The sequence below is a fragment of the Pseudomonas sp. Root569 genome (assembly GCF_001427465.1).
Classification (GTDB): domain Bacteria; phylum Pseudomonadota; class Gammaproteobacteria; order Pseudomonadales; family Pseudomonadaceae; genus Aquipseudomonas; species Aquipseudomonas synxantha.
In genome coordinates this window covers 319,342-336,670 of sequence record NZ_LMGQ01000023.1, presented here as the reverse complement: position 1 = coordinate 336,670, position 17,329 = coordinate 319,342, and the positions used below count along the sequence as shown (strand labels likewise).

The following is a 17,329-nucleotide window of genomic DNA, read 5'->3' as shown; positions in this document are numbered from 1 at the left end:
CGGAAAATCCAGGATCGGGAGCGCAGCCGGGGAAAAATGTGGCTGCCAAGGTCGTGCAGTGTACAGGACTGAGCCAGGCAACGTGGCGCAACGGTTTATTGTGTCGTGCAGATGCCTCTATAGTGAGGTTCATCCGGGAAGTTGGGAGACCGCGCATGCCGTTACCGTCCATGAAAGAGCAGTTCGCCGCCTTGATCGCCGCGCCGTCGGTGAGCTGCACCCAAGCGTCGCTCGACCAGACCAACCGCCCGGTGATCGATCTGCTCGCCGCGTGGCTGGGCGACTTGGGCTTTGCTATCGACATCCAGCAAGTCAGCCCTGGCAAATTCAACCTGCTCGCCAGTTTCGGCAGTGGCCCCGGTGGCTTAGTGCTGGCGGGCCATAGCGATACGGTTCCTTATGATGAGGCGCTGTGGAAGACCGATCCGCTCAAGCTGACGGAAGTCGATGGCCGTTGGGTAGGGCTGGGCAGTTGCGACATGAAGGGTTTTTTTGCCCTGGCCATTGAAGCGGTGTTGCCGTTGCTGGACCAGCCGTTCAAGCAGCCGCTGCTGATCCTCGCCACCTGTGACGAGGAAAGCTCCATGTCCGGTGCACGCGCCCTGGCCGAGGCGGGGCGGCCTCTGGGGCGGGCGGCGGTGATTGGCGAGCCGACGGGCCTCAAGCCGATCCGCCTGCACAAGGGCGTGATGATGGAACGCATCGACATCCTCGGCCGCAGCGGCCACTCGTCGGACCCAAGCCTGGGCCACAGCGCCCTCGAAGCGATGCACGATGCCGTTGGCGAATTGCGCGGCCTGCGCCTGGCCTGGCAGCGCGAGTACCGCAATGCGCAATTCAGCGTGCCGCAACCGACCATGAACTTCGGCTGCATCCACGGCGGCGACAATCCCAACCGCATTTGCGGCCAGTGTTCCCTCGAATTCGACCTGCGCCCTTTGCCGGGCATGGACCCCGAGGTGCTGCGTGCGGCGATCCGGCAGAAGCTCGAACCCCTGGCCGAGCGCCACAAGGTCAAGATCGATTACGCGCCGTTGTTTCCCGAAGTGCCGCCTTTCGAGCAGCCTGAGGACGCCGAGTTGGTGCGGGTGGCGGAACGTTTGACCGGTCATCGTGCCGAAGCAGTAGCGTTCGGCACCGAAGCGCCTTATCTTCAGCGCCTTGGTTGTGAAACCCTGGTGCTTGGCCCCGGCGACATCGCCTGTGCCCACCAGCCGGGCGAGTACCTCGAAATGTCACGCTTGACGCCTACAGTGCGTCTATTGCGGGAACTGGTCGAACATTACTGCCTGAAACCTGCATAAATTAACCTTTGCCCATTCGTACATAAGGAGAGCGAGCGTGTCGCCAAGCCTGTTCCGACGATAACCATCAGCCCGCTGTGCGTTTTTGCGACTCATCCATTTTTCGGCTGCTTTTTATTACAGGCCCAGGTTCCATGCCCGAATACGTCAATTGGCTTCGCCACGCTTCGCCCTACATCAACGCCCATCGCGACTGCACCTTTGTGGTCATGCTGCCTGGCGATGGTGTGGACCACCCCAACTTCGGCAATATCGTCCACGACCTGGTGCTGCTCCACAGCCTGGGTGTGCGGCTGGTGTTGGTGCACGGTTCGCGCCCACAGATTGAAACCCGCCTGCAGGCCCGCGGCCTGACCCCGGCTTACCACGAAGGCTTGCGCATCACCGATGCGTCGACGCTGGAGTGCGTGATCGATGCAGTAGGCCATTTGCGTATCGCCATTGAAGCGCGCTTGTCCATGGATATGGCCTCGTCGCCGATGCAGGGCTCGCGCCTGCGGGTGGCCAGCGGCAACCTGGTGACCGCGCGGCCGATTGGTGTGCTTGAGGGCGTCGACTACCATCACACTGGCGAAGTACGTCGGGTCGACCGCAAGGGCATCAATCGCCTGCTGGACGAGCGTTCCATCGTGCTGCTGTCGCCATTAGGTTATTCGCCCACCGGTGAGATCTTCAACCTGGCCTGCGAAGACGTCGCCACCCGCGCCGCCATCGATTTGGGCGCCGACAAGCTGCTGTTGTTTGGTGCCGACCTGGGCCTGATCGATGAAAACGGTCGCCTGGTGCGTGAGCTGCGCCCACAGCAAGTGCCAGCGCACCTGCAACGCCTGGGCAGCAACTATCAAGCCGAGCTGCTTGATGCCGCTGCGCAAGCCTGCCGGGGTGGAGTGGGGCGCAGCCATATCGTCAGCTATGCCGAAGACGGCGCCTTGCTTACCGAACTGTTCACCCGGGACGGCGGCGGTACGCTGGTGGCCCAGGAACAATTCGAGCTGGTACGCGAAGCGGCGATTGAAGACGTCGGCGGCTTGCTCGACCTGATCAGCCCGTTGGAGGAGCAGGGCATCCTGGTGCGCCGCTCGCGGGAAGTGCTGGAGCGTGAGATCGAACAGTTCAGCGTGGTCGAGCGCGAAGGCATGATCATCGCCTGCGCAGCGCTCTACCAGATTGCGGATTCAGATGCGGGGGAGTTGGCTTGCCTGGCAGTTAACCCTGAATATCGCCACGGTGGGCGCGGCGATGAATTGCTGGAGCGCATTGAGACCCGGGCCCGGGCCCAGGGGTTGAAGACGTTGTTCGTGCTCACTACTCGTACGGCCCACTGGTTCCGAGAGCGCGGGTTCGTGCCGAGCAGCGTGGACCGCCTGCCGTCGGCGCGGGCTTCTCTTTACAACTATCAGCGCAACTCCAAGATCTTCGAGAAAGCGTTGTAAATGTGGGAGGGGCGGTGCGACGATTCGACTTGCTCCCGATAGCTGTGGGTCAGTTAACAGATAAGTCACTGACAGACCGCAATCGGGAGCAAGTCGAATCGTCGCACCGCCCCTCCCACATTGGACCGCGTTTATTCTGTGATGAACTTGTCGGTCACATAGGCCGAATAATCCGGCAACACTGTCTCCACCTTGCCTTGCTCCTTCAAGAACTTCGCCGTCTCCCCAATCGCCTTCGCCGTGCCGCCCTTGAGCAGGGCGTCGGTCTGTTGTGCCTGCGCATCGGGAAACGTCGTGCCCGCCAGCAACTCTGGAATATCCACGGCGTTGGAGCCTGTCAATTTGGCGATCTTCTGCACCGGTTCCGAATCCACCGTCCAGCTTTCTTTATGGGCGGCATAGTCGGCGAATGAATCGAGGGTGACCTTGGCAAACTTGGCCACTACCTCAGGATGTTTTTCGGCGAAATCCTTGCGCGCGACCCACACTTCAAACGTCGGTGCGCCCCATTGGCCCACCTGCGCCGCATCGGTCAGGGTCTTGCCGGTCTTGCGGATTTCGCCCAGGGCCGGTGACCACACGAATGCGCCGTCGATATCGCCGCGCTTCCAGGCGGCGGCGATCTCGGCCGGTTGCAGGTTCACCACTTTGACTTGCTTAGTGTCCAGCCCCCAATGCCTCAGGGCGCCGAGCAGGCTGTAGTGGGAGGTTGAGACGAATGGTGTGGCGATGGTTTTGCCGATCAGGTCTTCGGGTTTGTCGATGCCACTTCCATTACGCACTACCAAGGCTTCAGAAGTGTTGATCTGTGCCGATACGATAAACGCGACGATGGGTAGATTGCGCGAAGCGGCTGCGGCGAGGGGGCTGGAGCCGAGGTTGCCGATTTGTACATCACCCGAGGCAATGGCCGTGACCACCTCCGGCCCGCTGTTGAACCGGCGCCAGGCGATTTTCTCGCCAATGTTTTTTTCATAAAGGCCGTCGGCCTGGGGGACTTTGCTGGGGTCGATGCCGGTTTGATAACCGACGGTTAAATCGGCGGCACTGACACTAAAAGAAAGTATTAGCGATACAAAAACTGTAACAAATTGACGGGAGGATGTGCGTTTGGCCATGATGGCGTCGCCTTTTTGATCGTGAGTGACGTGTGCAACCGTACGGTCACACTAATCGATCTAAAAAAGCACTGGTAAATACCCTTTAGGAATTAGCTTATGGAGCCGAGAGTCTATCCTGACCCGTCTGCTGCATGGAAAGCCTTATTCCTGGATCGTATGAAAAAGAATGAAATAATTCTTTTTGGGTGTATGAAAAACTCATTACCCTGCAGGGACCAAATCAACTGCGATTAGACCAAGGTAGTAGACACACAAGGTTACGATTGACTTGGCAGTCACTATCTGGCGCTAATCGCGCATCTGTGGATCCAGGGCGTCAGACCCAGGACCAAAGAAATACAAAAATTAGAAATGAGAGGAGCGGTACATGAATAAGTCCACCTTGGCACTGGCTGTAGCCCTGGGCGCAGTTGCCCAGCAAGCAGGCGCTGCCGGCTTTATCGAAGACAGCAAGGCCACACTGGGCCTGCGTAACTTCTACATCAACACCGATAACCGTGAAGGCACCGCCAACCCGAGCAAGAACGAAGAATGGGGCCAAGGCTTCGATCTGCGCTTTATCTCCGGTTATACCCAAGGCACCGTTGGCTTCGGTCTTGACGCTATCGGCCTGCTGGGTGTTCGCCTGGACTCCGGCGGCGGTACCAACGGCGCAACTGCCAGCTCCTACGGCGGCACCATCTTCCCGAGCAAGTCCAATGGCGAAGCCGTTGATAACTACTCGAGCCTGGGTCTGACTGCCAAAGCCAAGATCTCCCAGACCGAACTGAAGCTGGGTACCTTGCAGCCTAAGCTGCCGGTCATCGTCACCAACGATGGTCGTATGCTGCCGCAGACCTTCCAGGGTGGCCAGATCACCTCCAGCGACATCAAGGACCTGACCCTGGTCGCCGGCCAGATCGAAAAAGCCAAGGGCCGTAACTCCAGCAACAACGAAAGCCTGTCCATCTCCGGCGCCAACAGCCGTGGTGCGAACTGGCGTTCGAGCAACAAGTTCTACTACGCCGGTGGTGACTACAAGATCACCAAGGACCTGACCGCCCAGTACTACTACGGCAACCTGGAAGATTTCTATAAGCAACACTTCCTGGGCCTGACCCACAACTGGGCTATCGGCCCTGGCGTGCTGAAGTCCGACCTGCGTTACTTCAACAGCTCCGACGACGGTAACAATGGCAACCAGTCTGCCTACTTTTCCACAGGTAACTACGGTGGCGTCAACAACGGTCGTGGCAAGGTGGATAACAACCTGTACAGCGGTCTGTTCCTGTACTCGGTTGCCGGTCACACCTTCGGTGGCGGTTACCAGGTCAGCAACGGCAGCAGCGACTTCCCTTGGTTGAACCAGGGTGACGGCTCGTCGGCCTACATCACTACCGACATGCAGATCCAGAAATTCGCCCGTGCTGGCGAGCGCACCTGGCAAGCTCGCTACTCCTACGACTTCGCCAAGGTCGGCGTACCTGGCCTGACCGCCGGCGTCGTGTACCTCAAGGGCGACCATATCGACACCGTTGCCAGCAACCGTGCCGAGTTCACCGGCCAGTCCGAGTGGGAACGTGACATCACTGTTGCCTACGTCGTACCGGAAGGTCCGCTGAAGAACGTTGGCGTGGCGTGGAAAAACGCTATGTGGCGCAGCGATATCGCCAACGCACGTAACCAGGACGAAAACCGCCTGATCGTCAGCTACTCGATCCCGCTGTTGTAAGCCTGTAAAACCTTGCCCGGCGCAATGCCGGGCAAGGTGTCTTGCTTGTCCAAGTCGGGCTCAACCCCCGCAAGCCCTTCCTGAACCCTCTTTTACAGCGTCTCAAGGCCTTCTCGAACCTTGAAAACAATGTTGATCCTCGCCTGTACCCAAGTCCAATGAACACATTTTTAATATTCCTTTATCGTCTAGATAAATCGATATTTATTCTTTTTAAAAAATCCCAGATCCATGCACAGTGGGCTCCATAAGCATCCATCAGGAGCCACACCATGAGCCTAAGACTGGGCGACATCGCCCCCGACTTCGAACAGGATTCCAGCGCCGGCAAGATTCGTTTCCACGAATGGCTCGGAGACAGCTGGGGTGTGCTGTTTTCCCATCCGGCGGACTTCACCCCGGTGTGCACGACCGAGTTGGGCTTCACTGCCAAGCTCAAGGACGAATTTGCCAAACGTGGCGTCAAGGCCATCGCCCTGTCGGTAGACCCGGTGGACTCGCACCACAAGTGGATCGAAGACATCAACGAAACCCAGGACACCATCGTCAACTTCCCGATCCTGGCCGATGCCGATCGCAAGGTCTCGGACCTCTACGACCTGATCCATCCGAACGCCAGTGACACGCTCACTGTGCGCTCCTTGTTCGTGATCGACCCGAACAAGAAGATCCGCCTGACCATCACCTATCCGGCCAGCACCGGGCGTAACTTCCATGAAATCCTGCGGGTGATCGACTCACTGCAACTGACCGACAACCACAAGGTCGCCACCCCGGCCAACTGGCAGGATGGCGATGAAGTGGTGATCGTGCCGTCGCTCAAGGATGAGGAAGAGATCAAGAAACGCTTTCCGAAGGGCTACCGCGCCGTGAAGCCGTACCTGCGCCTCACCCCACAACCCAACCGTTAAGGCGTTACGCACAAGCCCTCTGTAGGAGCGAGCTTGCTCGCGAAAAACGTTAACGGTAACGCGTAGTTCTAGATGAGCGCGGCGCCTATGAGTTTTTCGCGAGCAAGCTCGCTCCTACAACTGGTACTTACATAGCAGGGGTTTTCAGGCCGTTTTAACGGCCTTTTTTTTCGCCTGGCGAATAATAAAACGCATATGTTTTTATGGAATAAACAAATGAATAAATAAGATTTATAGATATATAAATCTGCTGCTAAGGTCTGTTCCATCTTGGCGCCATCGCCACACCGCGAACCGCTGACACTTGCTTAAGGAATTCCCTACATGCTGGTCGTAACACTTGGAGGTAGTCCCAGCCAGCGTTCCCGCTCCGGGGTGCTGCTGGATAAAACCCGTCAATGGCTGCAACGCCAGGGCGTGGAGGTGGTGAGTTACCAGATACGGGACTTCCCGGCAGAGGACTTACTGCATGCTCGCTTCGACAGCCCCAAGGTCATCGACCTGCTGCAACAGGTGGCCAATGCCGACGGCCTGGTGATCGCCACGCCGGTGTACAAGGCGTCGTTCTCCGGCGCGCTGAAAACCGTGTTGGACCTGCTGCCTGAACGCGCCCTGGCGCATAAGGTGGTGTTGCCGATAGCCACCGGGGGCAGCATCGCCCACATGCTGGCGGTGGACTACGCCTTGAAGCCGGTGTTGTCGGCCCTCAAAGCCCAGGAATTGCTCCACGGTATTTTTGCCGAGGACAGCCAGATCGCCTATGGCGAAGGCAGCGTCCAGGCGCAACTGGTGCCAGTGCTCGAGCAGCGTCTGCACGAGGCCCTGGAGCAGCTCTACAGCGCCATGGCCCGACGCCCGAAACCACTGGACCCCGATGTATTGAATGAACGTTTGTTGAGCGCTCGCTGGAGCATCTGAGCCTCACTCAATATCGAGAAATACTCACCTTACTCAGCCGTCAACGGCCAAGCAGGTGCAGCCAAAACCCTAATCGCAACTGTGGAGAGAGCGCCATGCGCACTGTCATCTTGCGTCGTGGTCTGGTCGCACTGTTTGCTGCGGCTGTGTCCTTCGGCGCCATTGTTCAAGCCCAAGCCGCTGAGACGCTGCGGATCGGTTATCAGAAGTACGGCACCCTGGTGCTGCTCAAGGCCAAGGGCTCCCTGGAAAAACGCCTCGCCGCCCAGGGCGTGCAGGTGCAGTGGACCGAGTTCCCCGGTGGCCCGCAGTTGCTGGAAGGCCTGAACGTCGGTTCCATTGATTTCGGCGTCACTGGCGAAACCCCGCCGGTCTTTGCCCAGGCTGCCGGCGCTGATCTGCTCTATGTCGCCTACGAACCGCCAGCGCCCACCAGCGAAGCCATCTTGGTGCCCAAGGACTCGCCGATCAAATCGGTGGCCGAGCTCAAAGGCAAAAAGGTCGTGCTCAACAAAGGCTCCAACGTGCACTACCTGCTGGTGCGTGCCCTGGCAGATGCCGGCCTCAACTACACCGACGTGAAGACGGTCTTCCTGCCGCCCGCCGATGCCCGTGCCGCATTCGAGCGCGGCAGCGTAGACGCCTGGGTGATCTGGGATCCCTACCAGGCTGCCGCCGAAAATCAACTGCAGGCCCGCACCCTGCGTGACGGCACCGGCATCGCCGACAACCATCAGTTCTACCTGGCCACCAAACCCTATGCCGAGCAACACCCTGAAGTGATCAAGGCATTGGTGGAAGAAGTGCGCGCAGTGGGCGAGTGGTCCAAGGCCAACCCTGGGCAGGTCACCGAACAAGTCGCGCCACTGCTGGGCCTGCCGGCCGACATCACCCTGACCTCGGTGAAACGCCAGGGTTACGGCGCGCTGTTCCTGACGCCCGAAGTAGTCGCCGCACAGCAAAAAATCGCCGACACCTTCTACCAACTCAAATTGATCCCCAAGCCCTTGAGTATCAAGGACGTGATCTGGACGCCACCCGCCGCGGTTGCCAAAGCGCCGTAATTCGACTTCTTCAGGAGACAACTCCATGAGCCTCAATATTTTCTGGTTCCTGCCTACCCATGGCGACGGCCATTACCTTGGCACCGCCGAAGGCGCTCGCGCCGTCGACCACGGTTACCTGCAGCAAGTGGCCCAGGCCGCTGACCGCTTGGGTTTCGGTGGGGTGTTGATCCCCACCGGTCGCTCCTGTGAAGACTCGTGGCTGGTGGCGGCCTCGCTGATTCCAGTGACCCAGCGCTTGAAATTCCTCGTCGCGCTGCGCCCCGGGATCATTTCCCCGACGGTGGCTGCACGTCAGGCCGCGACTCTCGACCGTCTGTCCGGAGGCCGTGCGTTGTTCAACCTGGTCACCGGTGGTGACCCCGAAGAGCTGGCCGGCGACGGCTTGTTCCTCAGCCACGAAGAGCGCTACCAGGCCTCGGTGGAATTCACCCGCATCTGGCGCCGAGTGCTGGAAGGCGAAACCGTGGACTACGACGGCGAGCACATCAGCGTAAAAGGCGCCAAGCTGCTTTACCCGCCGGTCCAGCAACCGCGCCCGCCGCTGTACTTCGGTGGTTCTTCCGAAGCCGCTCAGGACCTGGCAGCCGAACAGGTGGAAATGGTCCTGACCTGGGGCGAGCCCCCGGCGGCGGTCGCGGAAAAAATCGCCCAGGTTCGCGCCAAGGCCGAAAAACTCGGACGTACCCTGCGCTTCGGCATTCGCCTGCATGTGATTGTGCGCGAAACCAACGAAGAGGCCTGGAAAGCCGCCGACAAACTCATCTCCCATCTGGACGACGACACCATCGCCCGGGCCCAGGCATCCCTGGCGCGCTTCGACTCGGTCGGCCAGCAACGCATGGCGGCCTTGCATGGCGGCAGCCGTGACAACCTGGAAGTCAGCCCCAACCTGTGGGCCGGCGTCGGCCTGGTGCGGGGCGGTGCCGGGACTGCGCTGGTCGGCGATGGCCCAACGGTTGCGGCGCGGGTCAAGGAATACGCGGACCTGGGCATCGATACCTTTATCTTCTCCGGTTATCCGCACCTGGAAGAGTCTTATCGGGTCGCCGAGCTGTTGTTCCCGCATTTGGATATCGAACGTCCCGAGTTGCCGAAAAGCGCTGGCTACGTCAGCCCCTTCGGCGAGATGGTCGCCAACGATATCCTTCCCAAAGCTGCGTCACAGAGTTGAGGCGCCGCCATGGACTTTGAAAAATTCAGCCATCGCGTGGCGCCCTGGGTGCTGCCGATCTTGTTGTTGGCGGTGTGGCAGTTGTCAGTGTCGGCGGGGTGGTTGTCGACGCGCATTTTGCCGGCGCCCAGTGCGGTGATCGAAGCCGGGGTCAACCTGGTGGTCAGTGGCGAAATCTGGACGCACCTGGCCATCAGTGGCTGGCGTGCTGGCCTGGGCTTTGTGATCGGCGGCAGCATTGGTTTGGCCCTGGGCTTTATCACCGGGTTGTCGAAGTGGGGCGAGCGCTTGCTGGACAGCTCTGTGCAGATGATTCGTAACGTGCCGCACCTGGCGCTGATCCCGCTGGTGATCCTGTGGTTCGGCATTGACGAAACCGCGAAGATTTTCCTGGTGGCCCTGGGCACATTGTTCCCGATCTACCTGAACACCTACCACGGCATCCGCAACGTCGACCCGGCGCTGGTGGAAATGTCGCGCAGCTACGGCTTGTCCGGGGTCAGCTTGTTCTGGCAAGTGATCCTGCCGGGCGCGCTGCCGTCGATCCTGGTTGGCGTGCGTTTTGCCCTGGGCTTTATGTGGCTGACGCTGATCGTGGCGGAAACCATTTCGGCCAGCTCCGGTATCGGCTACCTGGCGATGAATGCCCGTGAATTCCTGCAAACCGACGTGGTGGTGCTGGCCATCGTCATGTACGCCATCCTCGGCAAACTCGCCGACCTGGCGGCGCGTGGCCTGGAACGGGTATGGCTGCGCTGGCACCCGGCGTATCAAGTCAAAGGAGGTGCGGCATGACAGCTCAACAACCCCCGCGCCTGCTCAAGGGCATCCCCCTGGCGGTGCGCAAATTACGCAAATCCTTCGGCACTCGCGAAGTGCTCAAGGACATCGACCTGCATATTCCGGCCGGTCAATTCGTGGCCGTGGTCGGTCGCAGCGGCTGCGGCAAGAGTACCTTGTTGCGCCTGCTGGCGGGGCTGGACAAGGCCAGTGGCGGCGAGCTGCTGGCCGGCTCCGCGCCGCTGCACGAGGCGATTGAAGACACACGATTGATGTTCCAGGAAGCGCGTTTGCTGCCGTGGAAAAAGATCATCGACAACGTCGGCCTTGGCCTTACGGGCAACTGGCGCCCCAGGGCGCTGGAGGCCCTCGAAGCGGTGGGCCTGGCCGAGCGCGCCAATGAATGGCCGGCTGCCTTGTCCGGTGGCCAGAAGCAGCGCGTGGCATTGGCCCGTGCGTTGATCCACCAGCCGCGCCTGCTGCTGCTTGACGAGCCGCTGGGGGCGCTGGACGCCCTGACCCGCATCGAGATGCAGCAACTGATCGAGAACCTCTGGCGCAAGCACGGTTTCACTGTGTTGCTGGTGACCCACGATGTCAGCGAAGCCGTGGCGATTGCCGACCGTGTGATTCTGATTGAAGACGGCGAAATCGGCCTCGACCTGAACGTCGACCTGCCGCGCCCACGGGCCCGTGGTTCACACCGCCTGGCCGCGTTGGAGGCCGAGGTGCTCAACCGCGTGCTGTCGCTGCCCGGCTCACCGCCGGAACCCGAACCTGTTTCACCGCTGCCGACGCAATTGCGTTGGGCTCAATAACCCACACAGGAAAAACATCATGACTATTAAAGCCATCAACGTGCGTAACCAGTTCAAAGGCACCATCAAGGAAATCGTGGTCGGTGACGTGCTGTCGGAAATCGACGTACAGACTGCGTCCGGCATCGTTACTTCGGTGATCACTACGCGTTCGGTCAAAGAGCTGGAGCTGGTGATTGGCAGTGAAGTGATTGCCTTTGTGAAATCCACTGAGGTGTCGATTGCCAAGTTGTGATTGCTTGAGACCGCTATCGGGAGCAAGCCCCCTCCCACACTGGACCGCGTTTATTCAGGAACAATAAGGTCAAAATGTGGGAGGGGGCTTGCCCCCGACAGGGCCGGCCCAGCCAACACAAGGCTCACCGCTTGGGCAGATACGCCGGCAAATAAAGCCCCACATAGGCATCAAACACGCGCATCCCTTCTTGCGCCATACGCGGCGTAATCAGCCCATGCTGATGCACTGAACGCGCATACACGCGGTCGCTCAGCTCCAATGCCAGGGCAAATACATCCACATCCTTGGGCAAGCTCGGCACTTCGAAGTGGCGGTTGAACACCTCCAGCATCAAGGCCCCCAACTCCAGATCATGCTGACGATCGGCCTGGGTCACCTCAGTCAACCCGTGCTGTGCCAGGATCAACTGACGTGCAGCCGCGTCCTGGTCGTAAACGTTGAGCATGCGCTGTTCAACGATGCAGGACAGGTCGCGCCAGTGCTTGAGTGAGTCATGTTCGATGGGCGCCTGGATGGCGGCGCGGAAGGCGGCGTGTACCTGGGCGGTCAACGCCTCCAGCAACGCCGGCACACTGGCGAAGAAGTGATACACCGACGACGGTGGAATCTGCGCCCGGTCGGCCACGCTGTAGATCGACAAACTCGCCACGCCTTCGGTGGCCAGCAAGGTGCGGGCGGCGTCGAGGATCGCGTCGATCCGCGCCTGGCTGCGGGCGCGGGGTTTGCGAGGCGTGGCGGGGCGGGTGGGCATGGAAGTCTCCTACAAGGCAGCGGGCATTGTATGAGCAGGGAGGTGTGTTGTCTTCCAGACCGCCATCGGGAGCAATCCCCCTCCCACATTTTGAATGTATTCGCAGATCTAAATGTGGGAGGGGCGGTGCGACGATTCGACTTGCTCCCGATGAGGCCAATTCGGTCTCCCGGAATAAGCCCATAAAAAAGCGCCACAGACCCTAAGCCTGTGGCGCTTCTTCAATGCCGCAACCACTTACACGGTATGCAGGTACCAGTTGTACTCAAGGTCGGAGATGGAGTGTTCAAACTCTTCCAGCTCACTTTCCTTACAGGCGACGAAGATATCGATGTACTTGGGATCGATGTACTTGGCCATCACCTCGCTGTCGTCCAACTCACGCAGGGCATCGCGCAGGTTGTTCGGCAGGCTTTGCTCGTTCTGCTCGTAGCTGTTGCCTTCCACCGGTGCGCCTGGCTCGATCTTGTTGGTCAGGCCGTGGTGCACGCCCGCCAGGACCGAAGCCATCAGCAGGTAAGGGTTGGCATCGGCGCCGGCCACACGGTGTTCGATACGTACGGCATCGGACGAGCCAGTGGGTACGCGAATCGCCACGGTGCGGTTATCCAGGCCCCAGCACGGCGAATTGGGCACGTAGAACTGTGCGCCGAAACGACGGTAGGAGTTGACGTTGGGGCACAGGAACGCCATTTGGGCGGGTAGGGTCTCCAGCACACCGCCGATTGCGTGACGCAATGCGGCGTTCTGCTCGGGATCCTCGCTGGCAAAGATGTTCTTGCCGTCCTTGTCCAGAATGGAGATATGCACGTGTAGACCGTTGCCTGCCTGGCCTGGGTAAGGCTTGGCCATGAAGGTGGTGTCCATCTCATGGTCGTAGGCGATGTTCTTGATCAGGCGCTTGAGCAGTACCGCGTAGTCGCAGGCCTTGATCGGGTCGGCGACGTGATGCAGGTTCACTTCGAACTGCGCTGGAGCGCTTTCCTTGACGATGGCGTCGGCCGGAATGCCTTGCTCCTTCGCACCTTCCAGGATGTCCTGAAGGCAGTCGACGTATTCGTCGAGGTCGTCGATCAGGTAGACCTGTGTCGAGTGCGGGCGTTTGCCGGAAATAGGCGAGCGGGGCGGTTGTGGGCGGCCGTTCACGTTCTCCTGGTCGATCAGGTAGAACTCAAGCTCGAAGGCGGCGCAGATGGTCAGGCCGAGGTCGTCAAACTTGCTTACAACTTGGCGGAGCACTTCGCGCGGATCGGCGAAGAAAGGTTCACCTTCAAGTTCGTGCATGGTCATCAGCAATTGCGCGGTAGGGCGTTTTTGCCAGGGCTCATTGCACAGGGTATCGGGGATTGGATAACAGATTCGGTCAGCATCACCGATGTCCAGGCCCAGGCCGGTGCTTTCCACCGTCGAGCCGTTGATATCCAGGGCAAATAAAGAGGCAGGCAGGTTAATGCCCTTCTCGTAAACCTTGTGGAGGCTGGTGCGTTCGATGCGCTTACCGCGCACCACACCATTCATATCCGCAATTAGAAGGTCTACGTACAGAACCTCAGGATGATCCTTAAGGAACGCGTTCGCTTCGTTAAGCTGAACGGCACGCGGGGGTACCGACATGATGCAACACCTTTGTTGTTAAAAATATCAATCATTGATCTTTTCTGGTTTCAGTCAACCCGAACGGCATGCCGAAGTCAAGCGAGGGCTTTTTTGCCCTAAAAAAGCGCCGTGAGGGCTTTTTTGCGGGGTTTTGGGGCGGTTTTCCGGGTTTAACGTGCTTGGGACTAGCAGGCTTGAGCGGGGCGTGTAGGATTTTTTACGGGGGTGTTGTGTAAAAAAATGAACAAGGCTAAGCTCGATTCAAACCCATAACAGCAATAATACCGGGGTGCTTCATGTTTTTCCTGCCGCCACTTGGCGTCTTGGCCTGCTCCAGTCGGGCTTTTTCACCCGTTCATGTGTCCTGCGTGAACCCCTGCGCCCCGGTCAATATTCTTGACGCCCGGGCCGACCTCTTCTTTGCTTCTTCACTGCCCTCGAGTTTGCCTCTCAATGGCTTGCGCCTGCGGGGTTGCTCATGATTCTGCACAAGTTTGGCGTGAGGAATGCAACGCTGCAGCAAATGGCAGGTAAGCTCCTACCCTGAATGTAAAAACGACGCGGATGCTGCGTCAACCAACGCCTGGCCTTTTAATGGATGCCAGGAAACCCAGCCCAGAGGCATTTATGAGTAACAACCTCGACCAGCTCACCGATTGGTTGAAAGACCACAAGATCACAGAAGTCGAATGCATGATTGGCGACCTCACCGGCATCACCCGGGGCAAGATCTCGCCGACCAACAAGTTCATCGCGGAAAAAGGCATGCGCCTGCCCGAGAGCGTTCTGTTGCAGACCGTGACCGGCGACTATGTCGAAGACGACATCTATTACGAATTGCTCGACCCGGCCGATATCGACATGATCTGCCGCCCCGACCAGAACGCGGTGTTCCTGGTGCCGTGGGCTATCGAGCCGACCGCCCAGGTGATCCACGACACCTACGACAAGCAAGGCAACCCGATCGAGCTGTCGCCGCGCAACGTACTCAAGAAAGTCCTCAAGCTCTACTCCGATCGTGGCTGGCAGCCCATCGTGGCGCCGGAGATGGAGTTCTACCTGACCAAGCGCTGCGAAGACCCGGACTTCCCACTGCAGCCGCCGATTGGCCGTTCCGGCCGCCCGGAAACCGGTCGCCAGTCCTTCTCTATAGAAGCCGCCAACGAATTCGACCCATTGTTCGAAGACGTCTACGACTGGTGCGAACTGCAGGAGCTGGACCTCGACACCCTGATCCACGAGGACGGCACGGCGCAGATGGAAATCAACTTCCGTCATGGCGATGCCTTGTCCCTGGCCGACCAGATCCTGGTGTTCAAGCGCACCATGCGTGAAGCCGCGCTCAAGCACGATGTGGCCGCTACCTTCATGGCCAAGCCGATGACCGGCGAGCCCGGCAGCGCGATGCACCTGCACCAGAGCATCATCGACATCGCTACCGGCAAGAACGTTTTCTCCAATGAAGACGGGACCATGAGCCAGTTGTTCCTCAACCACATTGGCGGCCTGCAGAAATTCATCCCCGAGTTGCTGCCGTTGTTTGCCCCCAACGTGAACTCCTTCCGCCGCTTCCTGCCCGATACCTCGGCGCCGGTAAACGTGGAGTGGGGCGAAGAAAACCGCACCGTCGGCCTGCGCGTACCGGATGCCGGCCCGCAGAACCGCCGCGTGGAGAACCGCCTGCCGGGCGCCGATGCCAACCCTTACCTGGCGATTGCCGCCAGCCTGTTGTGCGGCTACATCGGCATGGTCGAAGGCCACAACCCGAGCGCTCCAGTAGTCGGCCGTGGTTACGAACGCCGCAACCTGCGCCTGCCGTTGACCATCGAAGACGCCCTGGAGCGTATGGAAAACAGCAAGACCATCGAGAAATACCTGGGGCAAAAATTCATCACAGGCTACGTCGCGGTCAAGCGGGCCGAGCATGAAAACTTCAAGCGTGTGATCAGTTCGTGGGAGCGGGAATTCCTGCTCTTCGCCGTCTGATGCGCCGGGCGCGTCGTAGGAATTGGCGCGCCTTCACCTGAAAAGTCTAGGAGATTGGTATGTCCAGCAACAACCCGCAAACCCGTGAATGGCAAGCCTTGAGCAATGATCACCACTTGGCGCCGTTCAGCGACTTCAAGCAATTGAAAGAGAAAGGCCCACGGATCATCACCAAAGCCCACGGCGTTTACCTGTGGGACAGCGAAGGCAACAAGATCCTCGACGGCATGGCCGGCCTATGGTGCGTGGCGATCGGTTACGGTCGCGATGAACTGGCCGATGCCGCCGCCAAGCAGATGAAAGAGCTGCCGTACTACAACCTGTTCTTCCAGACCGCACACCCGCCGGTGCTGGAACTGGCCAAGGCGATTTCCGACATCGCACCGGCTGGCATGAACCATGTGTTCTTCACCGGCTCCGGCTCCGAAGGCAACGACACCATGTTGCGCATGGTCCGCCACTATTGGGCGATCAAGGGCCAGCCGAACAAGAAAACCATCATTGCCCGCAAGAATGGCTACCACGGCTCCACCGTGGCTGGCGCCAGCCTGGGCGGCATGACCTATATGCATGAACAGGGCGACTTGCCGATTCCGGGCATCACCCATATCGCCCAGCCATATTGGTTTGGCGAAGGCGGCGACATGAGCCCCGATGAGTTCGGTGTGTGGGCGGCCAACCAGTTGGAAGAGAAGATCCTGGAACTGGGCGTGGACAACGTCGGTGCCTTTATTGCCGAGCCGATCCAGGGCGCCGGTGGCGTGATCGTGCCGCCAGCCACCTACTGGCCGCGCATCAAGGAAATCCTCGCCAAGTACGACATCCTGTTTGTTGCCGACGAAGTGATCTGCGGTTTTGGCCGTACCGGTGAGTGGTTTGGTAGCGATTTCTACGACCTCAAGCCACACATGATGACCATCGCCAAGGGCCTGACCTCGGGCTACATCCCCATGGGTGGCCTGATCGTGCGTGATGAAGTGGTCGAGGTGCTGAATGAGGGCGGCGATTTCAACCACGGATTCACCTATTCCGGTCACCCGGTAGCGGCGGCGGTGGCCCTGGAAAACATCCGCATCATGCGCGACGAAAAAATCGTTAACCGTGTTCAGGATGAAACGGCACCGTATTTGCAGAAACGTCTGCGGGAACTGGCAGATCACCCACTGGTGGGCGAAGTGCGCGGCGTGGGCATGCTCGGTGCGATTGAGCTGGTCCAGGACAAGGCCACGCGCAAGCGTTATGAAGGCAAGGGCGTCGGCATGATCTGCCGAACCTTCTGCTTCGAGAATGGCCTGATCATGCGTGCCGTGGGCGACACCATGATCATTTCGCCGCCATTGGTGATCAGCAAGGCTGAAATTGACGAGCTGGTCAGCAAGGCTCGCCAGTGCCTGGACCTGACCTTGGCGGCATTGCAGGGCTAAGTGCTAGGCTCAGTGCGCAGCGGCGTTCGGGCGCTGCGCACCGGGCAGTTATATGTGAGGCTTTGGTTGAAAGCCGGCCTCGGAACTTGCCAGACTGTCG

15 protein-coding genes are annotated in these 17,329 nt (G+C 59.5%); 12 read left to right on the top strand and 3 right to left on the bottom strand.

Features of this window, described 5'->3' with window-relative positions:
* Positions 1-155: 155 nt before the first annotated feature.
* Positions 156-1,304, top strand: a complete 1,149-nt coding sequence (gene argE / locus ASD70_RS17100; protein ID WP_046070002.1) for an acetylornithine deacetylase — start codon at positions 156-158, stop codon at positions 1,302-1,304.
* A 134-nt stretch (positions 1,305-1,438) separates the two neighbouring features.
* Positions 1,439-2,737, top strand: coding sequence for an amino-acid N-acetyltransferase (gene argA / locus ASD70_RS17095; RefSeq protein WP_043046973.1), 1,299 nt, complete (start codon positions 1,439-1,441; stop codon positions 2,735-2,737).
* Between the two features lie 131 nt (positions 2,738-2,868).
* On the opposite strand, the gene tauA is transcribed toward argA, so the two are convergent.
* Positions 2,869-3,855: a taurine ABC transporter substrate-binding protein gene (gene tauA, locus ASD70_RS17090; RefSeq protein ID WP_056846998.1), complete on the bottom strand. Its 987-nt coding sequence runs from the start codon at positions 3,853-3,855 to the stop codon at positions 2,869-2,871.
* 370 nt (positions 3,856-4,225) lie between these two features.
* Between tauA and ASD70_RS17085 the strand changes: the two genes are divergently transcribed.
* The 8 genes from ASD70_RS17085 to ASD70_RS17050 all read left to right on the top strand — a co-directional run bounded on the left by ASD70_RS17085 (position 4,226) and on the right by ASD70_RS17050 (position 11,469).
* Entirely contained in the window at positions 4,226-5,569 is a 1,344-nt protein-coding gene (locus tag ASD70_RS17085; protein WP_046070000.1) for an OprD family porin, read from the top strand.
* 272 nt (positions 5,570-5,841) lie between these two features.
* Positions 5,842-6,480 carry a peroxiredoxin gene (locus ASD70_RS17080; protein WP_046069999.1) on the top strand — a complete coding sequence of 213 codons (639 nt, stop codon included), beginning with the start codon at positions 5,842-5,844 and terminating at the stop codon, positions 6,478-6,480.
* A 324-nt stretch (positions 6,481-6,804) separates the two neighbouring features.
* Positions 6,805-7,398, top strand: coding sequence for an NADPH-dependent FMN reductase (gene ssuE / locus ASD70_RS17075; protein WP_043046976.1), 594 nt, complete (start codon positions 6,805-6,807; stop codon positions 7,396-7,398).
* A gap of 95 nt (positions 7,399-7,493) precedes the next feature.
* Positions 7,494-8,462, top strand: coding sequence for a sulfonate ABC transporter substrate-binding protein (locus ASD70_RS17070; protein WP_056846997.1), 969 nt, complete (start codon positions 7,494-7,496; stop codon positions 8,460-8,462).
* 25 nt (positions 8,463-8,487) lie between these two features.
* Complete coding sequence (ssuD, locus tag ASD70_RS17065) at positions 8,488-9,636, top strand: FMNH2-dependent alkanesulfonate monooxygenase (protein WP_005792361.1); 1,149 nt, start codon at positions 8,488-8,490, stop codon at positions 9,634-9,636.
* A gap of 9 nt (positions 9,637-9,645) precedes the next feature.
* Positions 9,646-10,431 carry an aliphatic sulfonate ABC transporter permease SsuC gene (ssuC, locus tag ASD70_RS17060; protein ID WP_056846996.1) on the top strand — a complete coding sequence of 262 codons (786 nt, stop codon included), beginning with the start codon at positions 9,646-9,648 and terminating at the stop codon, positions 10,429-10,431.
* Positions 10,428-11,234, top strand: a complete 807-nt coding sequence (ssuB, locus tag ASD70_RS17055) for an aliphatic sulfonates ABC transporter ATP-binding protein (protein ID WP_046069997.1) — start codon at positions 10,428-10,430, stop codon at positions 11,232-11,234. The genes ssuC and ssuB overlap by 4 nt, the downstream gene beginning before the upstream one ends.
* Before the next feature lie 19 nt (positions 11,235-11,253).
* Complete coding sequence (locus ASD70_RS17050; protein WP_003176783.1) at positions 11,254-11,469, top strand: TOBE domain-containing protein; 216 nt, start codon at positions 11,254-11,256, stop codon at positions 11,467-11,469.
* Between the two features lie 124 nt (positions 11,470-11,593).
* Here the strand turns inward: ASD70_RS17050 and ASD70_RS17045 are convergent, their stop codons facing one another.
* Positions 11,594-12,223 carry a TetR/AcrR family transcriptional regulator gene (locus ASD70_RS17045; RefSeq protein WP_056846995.1) on the bottom strand — a complete coding sequence of 210 codons (630 nt, stop codon included), beginning with the start codon at positions 12,221-12,223 and terminating at the stop codon, positions 11,594-11,596.
* Between the two features lie 237 nt (positions 12,224-12,460).
* The gene (locus tag ASD70_RS17040) at positions 12,461-13,837 is read right to left on the bottom strand and encodes a glutamine synthetase family protein (RefSeq protein ID WP_003213894.1); all 1,377 of its coding nucleotides are present in this window, start codon (positions 13,835-13,837) and stop codon (positions 12,461-12,463) included.
* A gap of 609 nt (positions 13,838-14,446) precedes the next feature.
* Here ASD70_RS17040 and ASD70_RS17035 point away from each other — a divergent pair.
* Positions 14,447-15,805, top strand: coding sequence for a glutamine synthetase family protein (locus tag ASD70_RS17035; protein WP_003195249.1), 1,359 nt, complete (start codon positions 14,447-14,449; stop codon positions 15,803-15,805).
* A gap of 59 nt (positions 15,806-15,864) precedes the next feature.
* Positions 15,865-17,229, top strand: a complete 1,365-nt coding sequence (locus tag ASD70_RS17030; RefSeq protein WP_056846994.1) for an aspartate aminotransferase family protein — start codon at positions 15,865-15,867, stop codon at positions 17,227-17,229.
* The last annotated feature ends 100 nt before the right edge of the window (positions 17,230-17,329 follow it).